General features: G+C 69.9%; 10 protein-coding genes and 1 tRNA gene. 4 read left to right on the top strand and 7 right to left on the bottom strand.

All coding sequences use genetic code 11. From position 1 onward, the window contains the following. Positions 1 to 207: 207 nt before the first annotated feature. The 4 genes from AB0B97_RS15565 to AB0B97_RS15550 all read right to left on the bottom strand — a co-directional run bounded on the left by AB0B97_RS15565 (position 208) and on the right by AB0B97_RS15550 (position 6,804). Positions 208 to 283: transfer RNA gene (locus AB0B97_RS15565), tRNA-Lys, on the bottom strand. A gap of 77 nt (positions 284 to 360) precedes the next feature. After that, entirely contained in the window at positions 361 to 657 is a 297-nt protein-coding gene (locus AB0B97_RS15560; protein ID WP_234581390.1) for a DUF6582 domain-containing protein, read from the bottom strand. 119 nt (positions 658 to 776) lie between these two features. After that, on the bottom strand, positions 777 to 3,470 hold the full coding sequence (locus AB0B97_RS15555) for an RICIN domain-containing protein (RefSeq protein WP_357494088.1): 2,694 nt from the start codon (positions 3,468 to 3,470) through the stop codon (positions 777 to 779). A gap of 349 nt (positions 3,471 to 3,819) precedes the next feature. Further along, positions 3,820 to 6,804: a glycoside hydrolase family 3 C-terminal domain-containing protein gene (locus AB0B97_RS15550; RefSeq protein WP_357494086.1), complete on the bottom strand. Its 2,985-nt coding sequence runs from the start codon at positions 6,802 to 6,804 to the stop codon at positions 3,820 to 3,822. Between the two features lie 411 nt (positions 6,805 to 7,215). On the opposite strand from AB0B97_RS15550, the gene AB0B97_RS15545 reads away from it, so the two are divergent. Beyond that, positions 7,216 to 8,883, top strand: a complete 1,668-nt coding sequence (locus tag AB0B97_RS15545) for a Na+/H+ antiporter (protein ID WP_357494284.1) — start codon at positions 7,216 to 7,218, stop codon at positions 8,881 to 8,883. A gap of 16 nt (positions 8,884 to 8,899) precedes the next feature. Here AB0B97_RS15545 and AB0B97_RS15540 read toward each other — a convergent pair whose 3' ends face one another. The 3 genes from AB0B97_RS15540 to AB0B97_RS15530 form a co-directional block, all read right to left on the bottom strand. Then, positions 8,900 to 10,114: an FUSC family protein gene (locus tag AB0B97_RS15540; RefSeq protein WP_357494084.1), complete on the bottom strand. Its 1,215-nt coding sequence runs from the start codon at positions 10,112 to 10,114 to the stop codon at positions 8,900 to 8,902. 124 nt (positions 10,115 to 10,238) lie between these two features. After that, the gene (locus AB0B97_RS15535) at positions 10,239 to 12,146 is read right to left on the bottom strand and encodes a M14 family metallopeptidase (RefSeq protein ID WP_357494082.1); all 1,908 of its coding nucleotides are present in this window, start codon (positions 12,144 to 12,146) and stop codon (positions 10,239 to 10,241) included. Further along, a complete protein-coding gene (locus tag AB0B97_RS15530; RefSeq protein WP_357494080.1) occupies positions 12,143 to 12,739 on the bottom strand; it encodes a hypothetical protein in 597 nt (198 codons plus the stop codon). The genes AB0B97_RS15535 and AB0B97_RS15530 overlap by 4 nt, the downstream gene beginning before the upstream one ends. 252 nt (positions 12,740 to 12,991) lie before the next feature. On the opposite strand from AB0B97_RS15530, the gene AB0B97_RS15525 reads away from it, so the two are divergent. From AB0B97_RS15525 to AB0B97_RS15515, 3 genes are all read left to right on the top strand, one after another. Beyond that, the gene (locus tag AB0B97_RS15525) at positions 12,992 to 13,462 is read left to right on the top strand and encodes a TspO/MBR family protein (protein WP_030331183.1); all 471 of its coding nucleotides are present in this window, start codon (positions 12,992 to 12,994) and stop codon (positions 13,460 to 13,462) included. Positions 13,463 to 13,544: 82 nt separating this feature from the next. Beyond that, on the top strand, positions 13,545 to 15,080 hold the full coding sequence (locus AB0B97_RS15520; RefSeq protein ID WP_357494079.1) for a sigma-70 family RNA polymerase sigma factor: 1,536 nt from the start codon (positions 13,545 to 13,547) through the stop codon (positions 15,078 to 15,080). Positions 15,081 to 15,239: 159 nt separating this feature from the next. Continuing rightward, entirely contained in the window at positions 15,240 to 15,659 is a 420-nt protein-coding gene (locus AB0B97_RS15515; RefSeq protein ID WP_357494077.1) for a DUF6010 family protein, read from the top strand. The last annotated feature ends 1 nt before the right edge of the window (position 15,660 follow it).

The raw sequence follows: 15,660 nt of genomic DNA, 5'->3' as shown, positions 1-15,660 counted from the left end.
CGGGACGGACCGAACCCACGAACACATTACTTGTTGTCCATCTCAAGTCAATCGATTCCCGTCAATTGGTTCAGCGATGATCGTCGCGGGTGAGCAGCAGGAACGTCGCAAGGGCGGGATCGCGGACCCTGACCCGGACCCTTGCCACCGACGTACGCGAAAAAGGCCCCGGCCCGGTGTGAACCACCAGGTCAGGGCCTTGATCGTTGGTGCGCCGCCAGGGACTCGAACCCCGAACCCGCGGATTAAGAGTCCGCTGCTCTGCCAGTTGAGCTAGCGGCGCCCGCTGACAACGACGAGCACGCTAACACGCCTTCGACCCGGCCCTGCGACCCGTCCCCGGGGCCGGACGCGGTGCGTTCAGTGCGCGGGGTTCGGCGTGTGCGGCAGTTTGCCGAGTTGGCGCCAGTTCGTCTCCGCGACGTCGACGCCGTAGTGCTTCGCGGCGGCGAGGATGTTCTGGAACGCCAGGTCGCGCTCCTTGTCGGTGACGCCCTGCACCTGATCGAAGCGAGCGACGGCGTTACGGACGTGACTCGCGTCGGTCATCGGCTCCTTGCGCTTGTCGGGGAACGCGAAAACGCTCTCCGGCAACTCACGCTTGTCCTTCTCCGACAGGCCGCCGTGCTTCTCGTGCGGCTTCCAGGTTGTCTTCATCACCCACCATTACCCACTTGTTGTCCGGTAGCACATGCTGGCCGGACGAGGTGTGGGCGGAGATGCGGACAGCCCGGGGCCGGGCCGTCATCGGCCCGGCCCCGGGTGCTGTCGGTCGGTCAGCTCCGCAGGCTCCACTGCTGGTTCGGGCCGCCGTTGCACGACCAGAGGATGATCTTCGTGCCGTTGGCGCTGGCGGCGCCGTTGGCATCCAGGCAGAGCCCGGACTGGCCGTTCGTGATGGTGCCGTTGGCGTTGGCGTTCCACTGCTGGTTGAGCCCGCCGTGGCAGTCCCAGATGATGACCTGGGTGCCGTTGGCCGTGCCGGCCCCGGAAGCGTCCAGGCACTTGTTGCCGTACACCATCAGCTGCTTGCTGGCGGTGGCGGTCCACCGCTGGTTCGCGCCCCCGCCGCAGTCCCACAGCTGCACCTGGGTGCCGTTGGTGGTGGACGAGTTGGGGACCTCGACGCAACGGCCGGACTGGCCGCCCACGAGCTGCCCGCCCTGCTGACTGCCGCCGCCGCTCTGCTGCCGGACGATCGAGGTCGATTCGGCCGACCGGTTGCCCTGTGCGTCGACGACGTAGAGCCGGTACTCGCCCTGACTCGTCGGCACGGCGATCGACGTGGCGGTGCCGGAAGCCCTGGTCATCGTCGGCCCGGCGGTGAAGGTGGTCGTGCCGTACGGAGCCAGCCAGACCGACTTGGTGGCATCGCCGGTGCTCCGGATCGGGATCGACGCCGTGGCGCTGGTGACGAACGTGCTGGCCGGCAGCACATAGTTCGGTGCGGAGAAGTTGCTCGCCGGGATGATGTCCCGGTAGGCGTCCTCCAGGCCGGAGTTGGCCGCGATGGTGTACGCCGCCGCCGGCCACACGTAGTCGGAGGAGACGAGGATGTCGGCGACCGTGCTGTTCGGCAGGTTCTTGTTCGACACCTTGTTGATCGGACCGTAGATCTGCGTGATGCTCAGATCGTGCTTCCGACCGAAGTCGTCGGAATTGATCATCCAGGTGACGTTCTTGTCGATGCTCAGGACGTTGTCCCGGAAGGTGATGTACGCCGAGCCCTCGTCGGGGTGGAGTCCGTACTTGTGGCCTGAGGGCACGCCCTGGAGGTAGTTGTTGGTGATCGTGGTCCCGGGCTGGCTGCCCAGCGTGTAGATGGGCGCCGTGTCGCTGAGGCGCTGGACCGTGTCGATGATGTGGTTGTAGCTGATGGTGTTGTTCCGCGCCGTCGTGGTCGGCCGGTTGGGCGCGATCGAGCCCGACGACCCGTCGAAGTTCCACCAGCCCCAGCCCATCGTGATGCCCGACCAGGGGGCCTTCTCGATCCGGTTGCGCTGGATCGTGAGGGTGTCGACGAAGTACGCCGAGATGGGGCTGTGCCCGTTGAACAGGACCGCGCTGTCGTACAGATAGTTGTTCTTGATCTCGATGTTCTTCGGCAGCCCCTCGACCTGCGGGAGGTACTTCTCCCGGTTGCTCGACGTGCCGTCTCCGATGTAGACGTGCTGCGGATGGCCGACGTCGATGGCGGAGCCGGCGATGTCGTTCGTGTAGTTGCCGACCAACTGCGAGTTCTGCACGTCGTTGACCATGCTGATGCCGTCGGCGCCGGTGTGCTGGACCCGGTTGCGTTGCAGGAGGATCCCGTCGGCGTTCTGCACCTGGACGATGCCGGGCGTGACGTCCACGTTGCGGTAGTAGTAGACGTGGAAGTTGCCCTTGGCGTACACCTGGGCGCCGAGGTTGCCCTGCTGCGCCTGCTTGAAGGACGAGCCGGCGACGTTGAACAGGTTCCAGTCGGAGTGCTGCACGGTCAGGCCGGAGAACGTGATGTTGCGCGCGTGGCTGCTCGTCGAGGTGCCGGCGACCCGCAGCAGGGTGGTGACGTTGTTCGGCGCGTAGACCGCGGCGGTCGACATGTTGTCGGCGCTGGCCTTGTAGTAGTAGACCGTCTTCGTGCCCTTGTCGAAGTAGAACTCACCGGGGGCGTCGAGGAACTCGTACGCGTTCATGAGTTTGTGGCTGCCGCCGACCTGGGCGTTGCCGTTGAACGCGCCCTGCGCGATGGCCGCGCCCGGCTGCTGGAACAGGGCGACCCGGTTCGCGCCGTCCGTGGTCACCTGGCGGACCCCCACGATGGCGGTGGTCCAGGTCGTGCCCGTCTCGATCTCGATGTCGTCCTGGTTGCGGGGGATGGCGGGGAAGTCGCTCTGGCTGTACTTCGCGCCGTCGCACTGCGAGCCCGACTCCCACGCCCAGGACGCCTGACCGGCGGTGACGTTGTACGTCCCGTAGCACCCCGCCGAACTGACGGTCTTGGTCGCCATGTACGCCCGCTTGTCGTTGACGTAGAGCGTGCGCAGCTTGGTGCTGCGATCCAGCGGCGCCTTCCAGATGTTGCCGCTGTGCTGGGTCCACCCGGTCACCTGGACGCCGCCGTCGAGGACCGGCGTCTCGCCGGGATAGGCGGCGTAACTGATCCGGAACCCGTTGGTGCCGGAGTCGCTGGCGCCGAACTCGATGGTGCTGGTGACCGGGTATCTGCCGCCGCGCAGGTACACGGTGATGTCGCCGGTCATGTTCGCGTTAACACTGCGGACGGCGTCGCGTGCGCGTTGCACCGTCTTGAACGGCGACTGGAGGGTCCCCGCGTTGCTGTCGTTCCCGTCCGGGGCGACGTAGTAGGTCTCCTGAACGGCGGCCGCGGCCGGGCGCTGCTGTGACATCAGGGCGGGCACCGTGGCGGCGATGAGCATCGCCGCCGCGATCAATGCCGTTCGGGTGGTGGATGCGGCTGTTCTCACGTGCTGTCCTTCCTGGTCGTCGACGTGGTGCCTGAGGCGTGTATCGAGCGACGAGCAGGGAACAGCGACGCCACTTAGGACCGGCGGGGGCACCTGCCGCCCGGCCGCACTCTTTTGCCAATCGCTACGAACTCTCTCCGGGAGCGTAAGTCACACGTGTGACGACTGCAATACGAGATTGTAACCCGTCTATGCGTAAATGCCTTCTAAATAGGTCAAAGGGGCCGGCTGACCCCCATCGCCATAACGGATCATCCGATGAATTCGTAGGCCTGGCGCTTCCACCGAGGCAGCACGGTCCGGGACGGCTCGGGCCGGGGCGAACGGCACCCCGGCCCGAGCCGACGCGTCACCTGAGGGAGAAGTCCGCCAGCCGCAGCGCGGAGTCGAACACCAGGTACACGTCGTGGGTGCCGGCGGTCCGGGCCACCTCGGCGCTGACGCTCACGTACCGGTAGTCGTCGCCGGTGCTGGGCACGGTGGCCGTGCCGAGCAGCCGGCCGGTGGGCGAACCCAGCCGGACCTGGATCGTGCCGGCGCCCACCGCCGCCCTGGCGACCCTCGCCGTGAAGGTGTGGGCGCCGGGGCGCAGCGCGGAACCGGCGAAGGCGATCCACTGACCGGCGGCGGTGGCGCCGACGGCCGTACCCCGCGCCTTCGTCTCGTCGACGAGCCGGACCCCCGCGTGCCTGTCGAAGTTCTCGGCCCGGGTGGTCCGGGAGAGGTCCCGGGCCGGGATCGTCGCACCGCGCACCGCGACCGCCGTCCGGGCCCGGATGTCGTCCGCGTTCGTGCCGACCAGCAGGTCGTACGTGGACGACTCGACCACCCACCGGCTGCGGGTGACGTCCCAGTTCGCCAGGTCGGCGACGGGCAGCCGGAGCGTCACGGCCCGGGTCTGCCCGGGTGCGAGCTGCACCCGCTGGAAGGCTTTGAGCGCCCGGATCGGGGTCTTCACCCGGGAGGTGCGCTGGTGGGTGTAGAGCTGGACGACCTCGGACCCGGCTCGGCTGCCGGTGTTGGTCACGTCGACGCTTACCGAGATCGTGCCGTCGGCCGCGACCGAGCGGGCGTCGGTGCGGGGCTGGCCGTACCGGAACCGGGTGTACGACAGCCCGTGGCCGAACGGGTAGAGCGGCTTCGCGGTGCTGTAGAGGTAGGTCTGCCCGGACGAGATGATGTCGTACTCCAGCAGGTCCGGCGGTAGTTGCCGGTCGGAGCGGTACCAGGTCTGGGTGAGCTTGCCGGACGGGTTGCGGTCGCCGAACAGGACGTCGGCGACGGCGTGCCCGGTCTCGGCGCCCGCGTGGGTGGTCCAGACGATGGCCGGAACGTGCTCCTGCTCCCAGCCGATGGTGACCGGGTAGCTGGTCTGGAGCACCAGCACGGTGTGCGGGTTGGCCTTGGTCACCGCCTTGACCAGCGCTTCCTGGCCGGCGCTCAACGCCGTCGAGGTCCGGTCGTGCGCCTCGCGCCCGTTGATGAACGGGTTGCTGCCGACGACCAGGACGGCGGTGTCGGCCGCCTTGGCCGCCGCGACGGCGCGGTCGACTCCGCTGCTGACCACCTCGCGGGCGAAGTGCGTCGCGTCCGCCGCGGTGGACGCGCCGAGCGTGAGGGCGCCGCCGTCGCCGACCGTGACGTACGTGTTGGCGCCGAACCAGCTCTCGGTCGTCTCGTAGCCGGTGTAGCGCAGCGCGACGGTACCGTCGGCCTGCGGCTCCAGCGTGAACTGCTGCTGGACGTACCAGCCGTTCGGCTGTTCGTCGCGGGTGATGAAGGGCCCCCAGTTGTAGCCGAGGTAGCGGCCGTTGGCGGCGTTGCGCAGCGTCACCACACCCTGGCCCCAGTCCACCGCGTCGAACTGGGCGGCGAGCGAGGCGGTGGCGCCGGTCGCGGCGACCGGGTCGGCGTCGGTGGTGCCGGTGGCCGTGACGTACCGGCCGGTCGCCGGGTCCTTCAGGGCGATCCGGTCGGCGCCGTCGAGCCCGCTGACGCTGGCGGAGCCGCCCAGCCGCTCGCGGATGCCGTCGAGCGCGGTCACCTCGTACGGCAGGTCGGCGCCGTACCAGTCGGAGTAGAGGGTGTCGGCCAGCGGGCCGAGCACTGCCACCTTGCGGGTCCGGGACGGGTTGAGCGGAAGGGCCTGTCGGGAGTTCTTCAGCAGCACCATCGCCGCACCGGCGGCCTGCCGCGCCAGCCGCTGGTGCTCGGGGCTGTTGATGACGTCCGGGGTGATGTCGCCGTACCGGCCGCCTCCCGGGTCGAACTCACCGAGGCGGAACCGGACGTTCAGGGTCTCGGAGATCCGGGCGTCGATGTCCGCCTCGGTGAGCAGGCCGGAGGCGAGGGCCTGCTTGATGGCGGTGACCGTCGGCTGGGCGTTCGTGTCGTCGGTGATGAAGCTGTTGACGCCGGCCTTGATGATCGCGGCGTTCGCCTCGGGCTGGGTGGCGTAGTAGCCCTGCGAGGCGACCAGGTTGTTCGGCGCCCAGGCGTCGGTGACATTCATCAGCGGCTGGTCGGTCCAGCCGCGCACCACAGTCGCCAGATCCGGGTCAACCGTGGCGGGACGGCCGTTGACCAGGTTGTACGAGGCCATCACCCCGGTCGCCGCGTCGGCGGCGATGGCCGGCCGGAAGGCCGCGCGGTCGTACTCGTTGAGCACCCGTGGGGGCACGTTCGACGAGGTGACGTCGCGCCGGACCTCGTTGTTGTAGGCCAGGTAGTGCTTCAGGGTCGGTGCGCTCTTGAGGTGGTCCGGGTCCCCGCCGGTCATCCCCGAGCCGTACGCGGTGGAGATCTTCGCCGTGAGCAGCGGATCCTCGGAGTAGCCCTCCTCGTTCCGGCCCCACCGAGGGTCGCGGAGCAGGTTGACCACCGGCGCCCAGAGGTTCAGGCCCCAGACCCGCGGGTTCTGCGCGTGGTAGCCGCGCGCCTCGTCGCCAACGGCCGAGCCGACCCGCTGGATCAGGTCGGTGTCCCAGGTGCTCGCCATGCCCACCGGCTGCGGGAAGGACGTGCCGCGAGCCTTCACGACCGCGCCGTTGTTGTCGATGTCGGTGGACCAGGCGACCCCGTGCAGCGCCTCGGTGCCGGTCTTGAACAGGCCGATGCCCAGCCGGGGAACCGCCGGCTGGTACTGGTGCAGCCACGAGATCTTCTCGTCCAGGGTGAGCCGGCCGAGCAGGTCGTCGACCCGGCCCTGCACGGGCAGGTGTGGATCTCGGAACGGGTAGGTGGGTTCGGCGTGCGCCGTGCCGGGAACGGCAGGTAGGACGAGCAGTGCGAGCGCGAGCGCGGTGATCCCGCGCCGAAGGCGCCTGTTCCGCATGCGGTTTCTCCTCATGTCGTACGAGCGACGTCACGAAGGACGCCGAGACCGGCGTGGCCAGGCTCGACACCCGGCTGACGGGCCTGAACGACGGATCGTCGAAGCGCTTCGACGATCCGGCCGCAGGGACCACGGCCATGATCTGGTGATTTCGGCAACTATAGATGTGAGCCAATGGGCTGCACCAGTGGCGGCGGCTCCGGGCCGGGCGGGGCCCCACCCATTCGTCGACCAGGCGGTTCCGTTGATCAAGCGGGTAAACTCGTTACCGCTGCGTGCTGCGCTGTCCGCACGGCATCCACGGGCGCGGCCGGACAGATACGACCGGTCGCTCGGTCACGAGCCCGCAGTCGACCGCCGAAATCCGCTCCGCGCCGCTGAAGGGGACGTCATCAGGTGAGCACGCACTCGATGTTGCTGTTCGTGCTCGCCGCCGTCGCGGTCATCGTCGCCGTGCGATGGGTCGCGGCCCACACCGGCCTGCCGGCGGCCGCGCTGCTGCCGCTCATCGGCATCGCGTACGCGCTGCTCCCCGGCCCCAACATCGAGCTGGATCCCGACCTCGTGCTCATGGTCGTGCTGCCGCCGTTGCTCTACAGCGCCGCACTGGACTCCTCGCTGCTGGACATCCGCCGCAACCTGCGCATCGTGGTCAGCCTGTCCGTGCTGCTGGTGCTCCTCACCGGAGTCCTCGTCGGCATCGGGTTCCACCTGTTCGTCGCCGGCGCGACACTCGCCGCCGGGATCGCGGTCGGCGCCGCCATCGCGCCGCCCGACCCGGTGGCCGCCCTCGCGGTGGGCCGCCGGGTCAACCTGCCGCCGAAGATGGTCACGATCATCCAGGGCGAGGGGCTGCTGAACGACGCCACCGCCCTGACGATGCTCAGCGTCGCGGTGGCCGCGGCCGTGGGTGGCGAGTTCTCGTTCCCGGGAGCCGTGGCGAAGTTCCTGCTGGCGGCGATCGGCGGAATCGCAGTGGGCGCCGCCGTCGCCTGGCTGGTCCGGCTGGCCCGACCGCTCACCACCGACCCGTTGATGTCCAACGCCATCTCGCTCGCGACACCGTTCGTGGCCTACCTGCTGGGCGAGGAGCTGCACGTCTCCGGGGTGCTCGCCGTGGTGATCGCCGGGCTGATCGTCGGCCACCAGACGCCCCAGCTCGGCTCCGGGGCCGCCCGGTTGCAGACCAGCGCCGTGTGGCGGCTGGTCGACTTCCTCCTCGAAGGCTTCGTCTTCCTGCTGATCGGCCAGCAGCTCCCCGAGGTCGTGAAGGGCCTGCGCCAGTACGACACGTCGACAATCGTCATCGCCGTCGCGGTGTCGGTCGGCGTGGTGCTGCTGCTGCGCCCCGCCTGGCTGGTGCTGACCCAGTCCCTCCCCCGGTCGCTGCACACCCGGCTGGGCGGCGTCTCCGAGCAGGACGACCCCGACGAGCCCGGCAGCAGCGCCCGCCAGATCGCCCGCGCCGACCGCAACGCCCAACGGCTGTCCCCGCGCGAGGTGACCGCGCTGAGCTGGTCGGGCACCCGTGGTGTCATCAGCCTGGCCGCGATCTTCACCCTGCCGTTGACCACCCACAGCGGCGCCCCCTTCCCCGACCGCGACCTGCTGCTGTTCTGCACCTTCGTGGTCGTCCTGGTCACACTCGTCGGGCAGGGCCTGACGTTCGCGCCGCTCGTGCGCAGGCTCGGGCTACGCGCCAACGAGACCGACCAGGCCCGCGTCCGCAACGAGGCCCGCTCGGCGGCGGTCGAGGCCGCCCTGGCCCGCCTGGACGAGGTCGCCGTCGAGGACCCGGACAGCGCGGTGGCCGTCAACACCACCCGCACCCAGTTGCTGGCCCGCCTGGCGCGCTACCGCGGGCGGCTCGACCTGCTCGAACAGAGCGAGTCGTCCGAGATACCGACCTCACCGGAGTACGAGACGGCGCTCCAGGTCCGCCGGACGGCGATCGACGCCCAGCGGGAGGAACTCGTGCGCTGGCGGGACAGCGGTCGGCTGCCCGACGAGGAACTGCGCGTCCTGGAACGCGAACTCGATCACGAGGAGCTGCTGCTGCCCAAGCGGACGTCCAGCTGACCGGCCGACCCTGCGGTCAGTCGTGCTGGCCCCGGCCTATCGCCAGGCGCACCAGCGCCGCACCCTCCTCGGGGTCCAGGCCGCTGGCGATGAGCAGGTCATGGGCGATGGTCCGGAACTCGCCCACGGCGATCATCCCGGAGTAGCCCAGACGGTGACTGTGCAGGCGGGTGGGGTCGCGGGCGGACAGGCCCTGCGCGCGTCCGACCAGCTCGACCGCCTCCAGGATCCGCTCGCGCGGCTCCCGTGGCTCCTCTCGGGCGATGATCGCGCCGCGTAGGTCCTGCGCGCTGTCGGCCAGCAGGTCGATGGCGGCCGAGAGCTCCTCCGGCAGCGGCTCGTCGTCCTTGAGCGCCGTCGTGAGCCGCCTCGCCAGAGATCGGCAACTGTGCAGGCTGCGTTCCAGATGCCGGACCGACTCCGCGTGAATGGCGAACGAGTCGCGTTCATGCCAGCGCAGCGGCGCGAGTCGAACCACCTCCCCGGCGGCCTGCAGCCCGTCCCGTAACGCGATGATCTGCGGGCCGATGTTCCGCAGCTCGCGCAGGGCCTGCTCCGCCTGCCCGAGATCACGCACGCGCAGCGCCGCCGCCACATGGTGCATGGCGACCACCGCGGGGCCGACCACGGGCTCGGCCAGTCGGTGCAGTGTCCGCCGCGGATGGATGGGCACCAGCAGCAGGCTGACCGCCAACCCGATCAGCCCTCCGACCGTGGCGTCCACGAACCGGGGGATGGACAGGTCACGGACCGGTGGTTCGAGGGTGGCGATGAGCACCGCCGTACCGCCGGCCTGGGTGAGCAGCGACCCGCCACCCTTGAGCAGGATGGCCACGATGATCGCCAGCAGGACGACCCCACCGGTCTGCCACGGGCCGATGCCGAACAGCGGCATGAGCGTGTCACCCACGGCGAGCCCGAGCACCACCCCGACCAGCAACTCGATGGTGCGCCGCAGGCGGGAGCCCATCGCGGCGGCCGCGATGCCGACCGCAGTGGTGGGCGCGAAGACCGGCGACGGATTGCCGAGGAACCGGTACACGACGAACCACGCGAGCCCCGCCGCGACGGCGGCCTGCACGGCGAGCAGCCCGTAGAGCCGGAAACGCCAGGCTCGTACGCGCCACGCCTCGCGCGCCCGCTCCCGCAGTGCGGCGAACGCCCGGTCGGCGCGAGAAGGCCGGTGCGGTGGTGGGCCCGGTTCGGCTGCCGAATCCTCGCTCGCGGGCATGCGGGCCGCATACCCACCGGACGCGCACCTATCCGCGCCGCCGACGCCCGCGCGGGCCCTGTTGACCGCCGCCCCGCCGGTGCGGGTGACACCGACCGGCGGGGCGACGATCACGGTACGCGGATTACCTCTTGGCGATCTTGATGGTCGCCGTACGGTAGTTGTTGCGCCTGTCGTTCTTCGTGGGGTCGTAGTTCTTCTCGATGTTGCCGGCGCTGTCCACCGAGAACCAGCGGAACGTCGTCGTCTCGGTCACGTGGAACACCTGCCCCGGCTCCCGGAACTCGGTGGCCGCGTAGCGCGGCGACTGGAGCGTCGGTCGGCTGCCGTCGGTCGTGTAGTAGATGGTGGCCGGCTCGCTCGTCTCGAAGCGCACGTCGACCGGCCCGCGGTACGTCCCGGCGCCGGGAACGAGCTCGGACGTCGGGTTCTTCCGATCCCGGCCCCAGTCCGCCGCGACCCGGAACATCTCCATGATCCCGTTGGCGTACTCCATCGTCTCGGCGTGGCCGCTGACCAGCTCGGGGTTCCCCACCCACTCCGGCTGGAACGAGCCGCCCTGCCAGTCGCCGGTGGCCGGGTTGTAGACGGAGCCACCGACCTCCCAGCCGAACGCGTAGATCCCGTAGGTGTAGTACAGGTCCTCGCGCACGTTGCCCGCGGAGGAGTAGAGGACGTCGGACGAGCCGCCGACGTTCTCCGGCGTGACGACCGTCTCCCGGTGCGCCTTGACCTGCGACAGGATCCGGGACGCCGACTGCCAGTAGAACGCCTCGTCGCCCAGCGGCGGACGCGGCGTGGTGATCCGCCCGTCCGCGATGTACGCACCGGGCTGCCAGAACAGCTGCCCGCCGTTGGAGTGCACGGACATCATGAACTTGATGTTCGAGTACTTCTCGACCAGCCAGATGATGTTCTTCGACTCCGGCTCGGACAGCTCCTCCGGCCCCTGGTAGGTGCCGCTGACGCAGTTGGTCGACCCTCCCGCGTAGCCGTCGTGGCCCGACCCGACCCGGTAGTTCCGGTTCAGGTCGACGCCCCAGGAGTTCCGCTGCCCCGGGTCGGCGGTCGCGTTCGGGCAGTGGTTCGTCATGTTCTTCCGCTGGGAGGCGAAGTTGTAAAAGCTGTAGTTCGCCCCGTCGGGGTTGTTGGAGAGGATGAAGAAGACGTCGGTGTTCTCGACGATCTTCTTCGTCTCCCGGTCGGACCGGTAGTTGTGCACCAGGCGCTCGGCCGACTCCAGGCTGGTCGTCGCCGGCACCCACTCGCGGGCGTGGTCCTGCGCCTGGATGAGAACGCCGGGCTTGCTGCCGTCACGGTGCTTGCCGATCCGCAGGACGGGGATGGTGACCGGGCCCCGCGGCACCTCACCGTCCGGTGCGCCGACGCGCTTCTGGTCGAGGAAGTCGGTCAACGCGACCGGGCCGGCCGTCGCCGCGACGATGCCGGTGCCCGCGTTGGTGCGGTACGGGTGCGCCCGGTCGATGAGGCCCTGGGACCGGGTCATCAGCGCGTCCGCGACCTGGGTGGCCGTACTCGCCGGAGCGCCGGAGGCGTCGGTGCCGAGCAGGACGCGGACCGCCTTGCCCGCGACCTCCACGGTGAGCGGGAGGTCCGCCCCCGGCCGGTCCACGAACTCGACAGTGACGTCGTTGCCACCCTCGTGGCCCCACGCCGCCGAGCTGACCACGACTGCCGACTGACCCGTACCGCCGATCGTGGCCTGCGCCTTGCGCTGGTAGCCGTTGGTCTGGTTCGGGAGGTAGACGATTTCGGCGATGTCCGGGTACTGGCGGGCGATCTCCTTCGCGCGGCTGTAGAGCTGCTGCGGGTGCCGGTAGCCGTCCACGAAGTCGGACTTGTAGGACGGGTTCGCCGTCAGCGGCGGCGGAGCGTCCTCAAGCCAGTCGGAGACCGTGCCGGTGGCGACGCCGCCGGTTGAGCTCGTGACCCGGATCTGGTTCGGGCGCGCGTCGAGCTTGAACAGGTTGCGGTGGAACATGTACTGCCCCGAGTCGACGAAGCGGCTCATCGTCCGGGCGAAGCCGAACGGCGTGGCCTGCCCGAGTCGTTCTCGAGCTGCATCTCGACGACCGGTTCGGCCTGCTGCCCCTCGGTGGTGCGCGCCTCGACGTAGAGGAAGCCCTGGCCCTTGGTGGTGAACCAGTCGGCACGGGCGATCCGTACCGTCGCCTCGTGGCTGGCCGGTTGCGCCACCCGCGCGGCAGCGCCCGCGATGCCGCCATCGGCCTCGTCACTCCAGCCGAACCCGACGCCATCGCGGAGGACCTCGACGCCCATCGCCGTCAGTTCGGTGATCTGCTCGGCGGTGACCACCGCCTCGCCCTCGATGCCGGTCGGCACGCGCCGGAGGCCGTGTTCGAGGTCGAAGCCGGCAGCGACGACCTTGTCCAGCATGTCGGCGCCGGCCAGCTTGACGTGTACGCGGCGTACCTGGTCCACGGTCTCAAGCTGGGATGGCGCGGAGCCGGCCGTGGCGGTCGGACCCGCGGGATCCGCACCCGCTGGCCCGGTCGACACGAGGACGCCCGCCATCAGGGCGGGCAGCACCACAAACGCGATGCGCCGTTGTCTGCGTCGCATTATCCCCTCCTTCGTGTTCACACTGATCCACATAGGACGGACGGATGACGCTCGCGCATCCTGGGTCTGAGCACGGGTGATGGTTGGCGTGGCGAGAAGGTCCGGGGCCCTGCGCGAGTCCGGTGAGCGTATGCGGATCTTCATCGGCATCGGCCGGGATCAACGTAATTTGAGCATTACTTGAGGCATCGCGGGTGCCTGCGGTCGCCCGCCTTCGCCCAGCCCCGGCGACCACCCGTGGTTGATCCGCCGCCGGCCGGGTAGCTGAACACCATGCGACTACCGACCCTCGTCAAGACCGCGGCGGCGGTCACCGTCACGGCCGCCGCCGGGACAGCGGTGAACGACACCTCCAACGGCTGGTACCGGCGGCTGCGCAAGCCGAGCTGGCAGCCACCGCCGGTGGCGTTCCCGTTGGCGTGGACGCCGCTGTACGCGTTGATCGCGGTGGCCGGCGCCCGCGTACTGGACCGCACCGACGGTGCCGATCGCGCCGCCTTCACCCGCGCCTACGCGCTCAACCTGGCTCTCAACTTCGGCTGGAGCGCGTTGTTCTTCAAGGCCCGCAGGCCCACCGTCGCGCTGGCCGAGATCGCCGCCCTCAACGCCTCGAACTTCGCGCTCGTCCGCCGCGCCTCCCGCGTCGACCCGGTCGCGGGTGCCGCGCTGGCCCCGTACGCCGCGTGGACGCTCTTCGCCACCGCGCTCAACGGCGCCATCGTCCGCCTCAACAGCACCAGGTGACAGCTCAGTTTGTGTGACCTGAGCGGGCCGCAACCCATCTCCACGGTGTACGACGATGTCCCGTGAAGGCGAGGTTGTGAGCGTGACCTATCACGCGTACCCGAACAGAACCGACCTGTCGGCGGTGGTGGACGCGGCCCGCCGCGGTGACCACGCCGCGACTGACGAGTTGGTCTCGCACTACCTGCCACTGGTGTACAACATCGTGGGACGGGCACTGAATCGATCCGCGGACGTCGACGACGTCGTGCAGAACACGATGTTGAGCGTCGTACGAGGGCTGGCGGGCGTACGCGATCCGCGGCTCTTCCGATCCTGGCTGGTCGCCGTCACCATGAACGAGGTCCGCGCCTACCGGCAGCACCGGCACACCACACCGACGCCGCCGGAGGACATCGACAACATGGTCGCCCCGGGTTCGGACTTCGAGGATCTGACCCTGACCCAGCTGCGCCTGTCCGATCAGCGCCGGGAGGTCGTCCTGGCCACGCGCTGGCTGGACGACGACCACCGCCACCTGCTCTCCCTGTGGTGGCTGGTCGAGGCCGGTCACCTGTCCCGCGCCGACCTGGTCGACGCGCTGCAGATCGACCCGCACCACGTGACCGTCCGCGTGGCCCGGATGAAGGCGCAGTTGGACACCGCTCGGCTGGTGGTGCGGGCCCTCATCGCCCGGCCCGGCTGCGCCGGCCTCCTCGACACGGCCGCCGACTGGGACGGTCAACCGGCGCCGGTGTGGCGCAAGCGGCTCGCACGCCACATCCGCGACTGCACGTACTGCCCGAACACCACCTCGGACCTGGTTCCCGCCGAGCGGCTGCTCGCCGGCCTCGCGCTCACGCCGGTCCCGGCCCGCCTCGCGTCGGACGTCTCCCACCAGGTCCAGCTCGTCGCCTCCTCGCAGGGCGCCACATCGGCAGGCGCGTACGCGAAGGCCGGGATGGTGCCCAAGGCCCGCCTCACGGCACTGTCGCTCCCCAAGACCCTGGTCGGCGCCGTCGCGGCCGTCGCCCTGGTAGCAGGGGGCGGGCTCGTCCTCACCACCTACGCCGACGGGCCGACGAAACAGCCGGCGAGCGCCGCAGCCGCCGAGCCCTCGGCGCAGGTCACCGACGCCGCCCCCGAGCCGAGCGAACCTGCTGTCGAGTCGCCCTCCCCCACAGCGCCCGTACCCTCCCCGAGCGCCGCACGCCCGAGCCCCACCCCCAGCAGATCGGCGACGCCGACGCGTACCTCGTCACCGACGCCGAGCAGGCCGGCCAGGAAGTCGACCGCCGCCCTGCCGGCCGGTGTGTCCGCCGCCGAACAACGCCTCCTGGTGCTGCTCAACGAGCGACGCCGCGCGCTCGGGCTGCCCGAGGTCAAGATGCGCACCAACGAGCAGGACGCCGCGGAGGCCTGCGTGAAGCAGAACCTGGACGCGGGCACCTTCACGCACTGCGGGCACGAGGTCCTGTTCGCGTCGTCGGGCAACTCCTCGCCCGAGCAGATGATCGAGGCCTGGTTCAACAGTCCCGGCCACAAGACGGCACTGACCTACGCCAGCTCCCGCTTCGCCGGCCCCGCCATCGTCTCCAACGGCACCCGCCAGATCGCCGCCATCACCATCGACTACTGAGGCTCGCCGGCCCGGGAGGGACCCCCGCCGGGGACGGGTGGCGAGAATCAGGCGGACCCTGGCATTTTCGCCTCTCGTCCTCGGCGGTGGGCCTTCCTACGCTCCTTCCGAAAGGCTTTTCCGCCAACGGGAACGGGCTGGATCGTGCTTCGTTATGTCATGCCTGTGGTGATCGGGCTGGTCTACGTCGGGCTCAACTCCCTCGTGCCGGAGCCGCACCGGCGGCGCCTGAACGCCCTCGTCGTCACCGGCGCCGGGGCCGCCTACATCAGCGGTGGCGGGTTCGGGCTGTGGGAGCTGGCCTTCTGCGCGCTGCTGCTGGTGGTGGGATACGCCGGGCTCACCTCGTACACCTTCATCGGCGTCGGATGGCTCCTGCACACGGTCTGGGACGTGCTGCACCACAGGCACGGCACCCCGATCATCGCGTCGCTGCACGACTCGTCGTTCGGCTGCGCGCTCTGCGACCCGGTGATCGCGCTCTGGTGCTTCACCGGCGGCCTGTCGGTCCGAGACCTGTACGACCGGGTCGCGCGGCGCCCGGCCGGCACGCGCCCACCGGTCACCGCACAGCCCTGAC

Origin of the sequence: Micromonospora sp. NPDC049004, from assembly GCF_040649315.1 — a bacterium.
Lineage (GTDB): Bacteria > Actinomycetota > Actinomycetes > Mycobacteriales > Micromonosporaceae > Micromonospora.
Note: the sequence above shows the minus strand (reverse complement) of the source record. Positions and strands in the feature narration are given on the sequence as shown.

Coding starts and splice junctions, on each gene's coding strand:
- AB0B97_RS15560 (WP_234581390.1), bottom strand. CDS start 657: ATGAAGACAACCTGGAAGCCGCACGAGAAGCACGGCGGCCTGTCGGAG.
- AB0B97_RS15550 (WP_357494086.1), bottom strand. CDS start 6,804: ATGCGGAACAGGCGCCTTCGGCGCGGGATCACCGCGCTCGCGCTCGCA.
- AB0B97_RS15545 (WP_357494284.1), top strand. CDS start 7,216: ATGTTGCTGTTCGTGCTCGCCGCCGTCGCGGTCATCGTCGCCGTGCGA.
- AB0B97_RS15540 (WP_357494084.1), bottom strand. CDS start 10,114: ATGCCCGCGAGCGAGGATTCGGCAGCCGAACCGGGCCCACCACCGCAC.
- AB0B97_RS15535 (WP_357494082.1), bottom strand. CDS start 12,146: ATGAGCCGCTTCGTCGACTCGGGGCAGTACATGTTCCACCGCAACCTG.
- AB0B97_RS15525 (WP_030331183.1), top strand. CDS start 12,992: ATGCGACTACCGACCCTCGTCAAGACCGCGGCGGCGGTCACCGTCACG.
- AB0B97_RS15515 (WP_357494077.1), top strand. CDS start 15,240: ATGCCTGTGGTGATCGGGCTGGTCTACGTCGGGCTCAACTCCCTCGTG.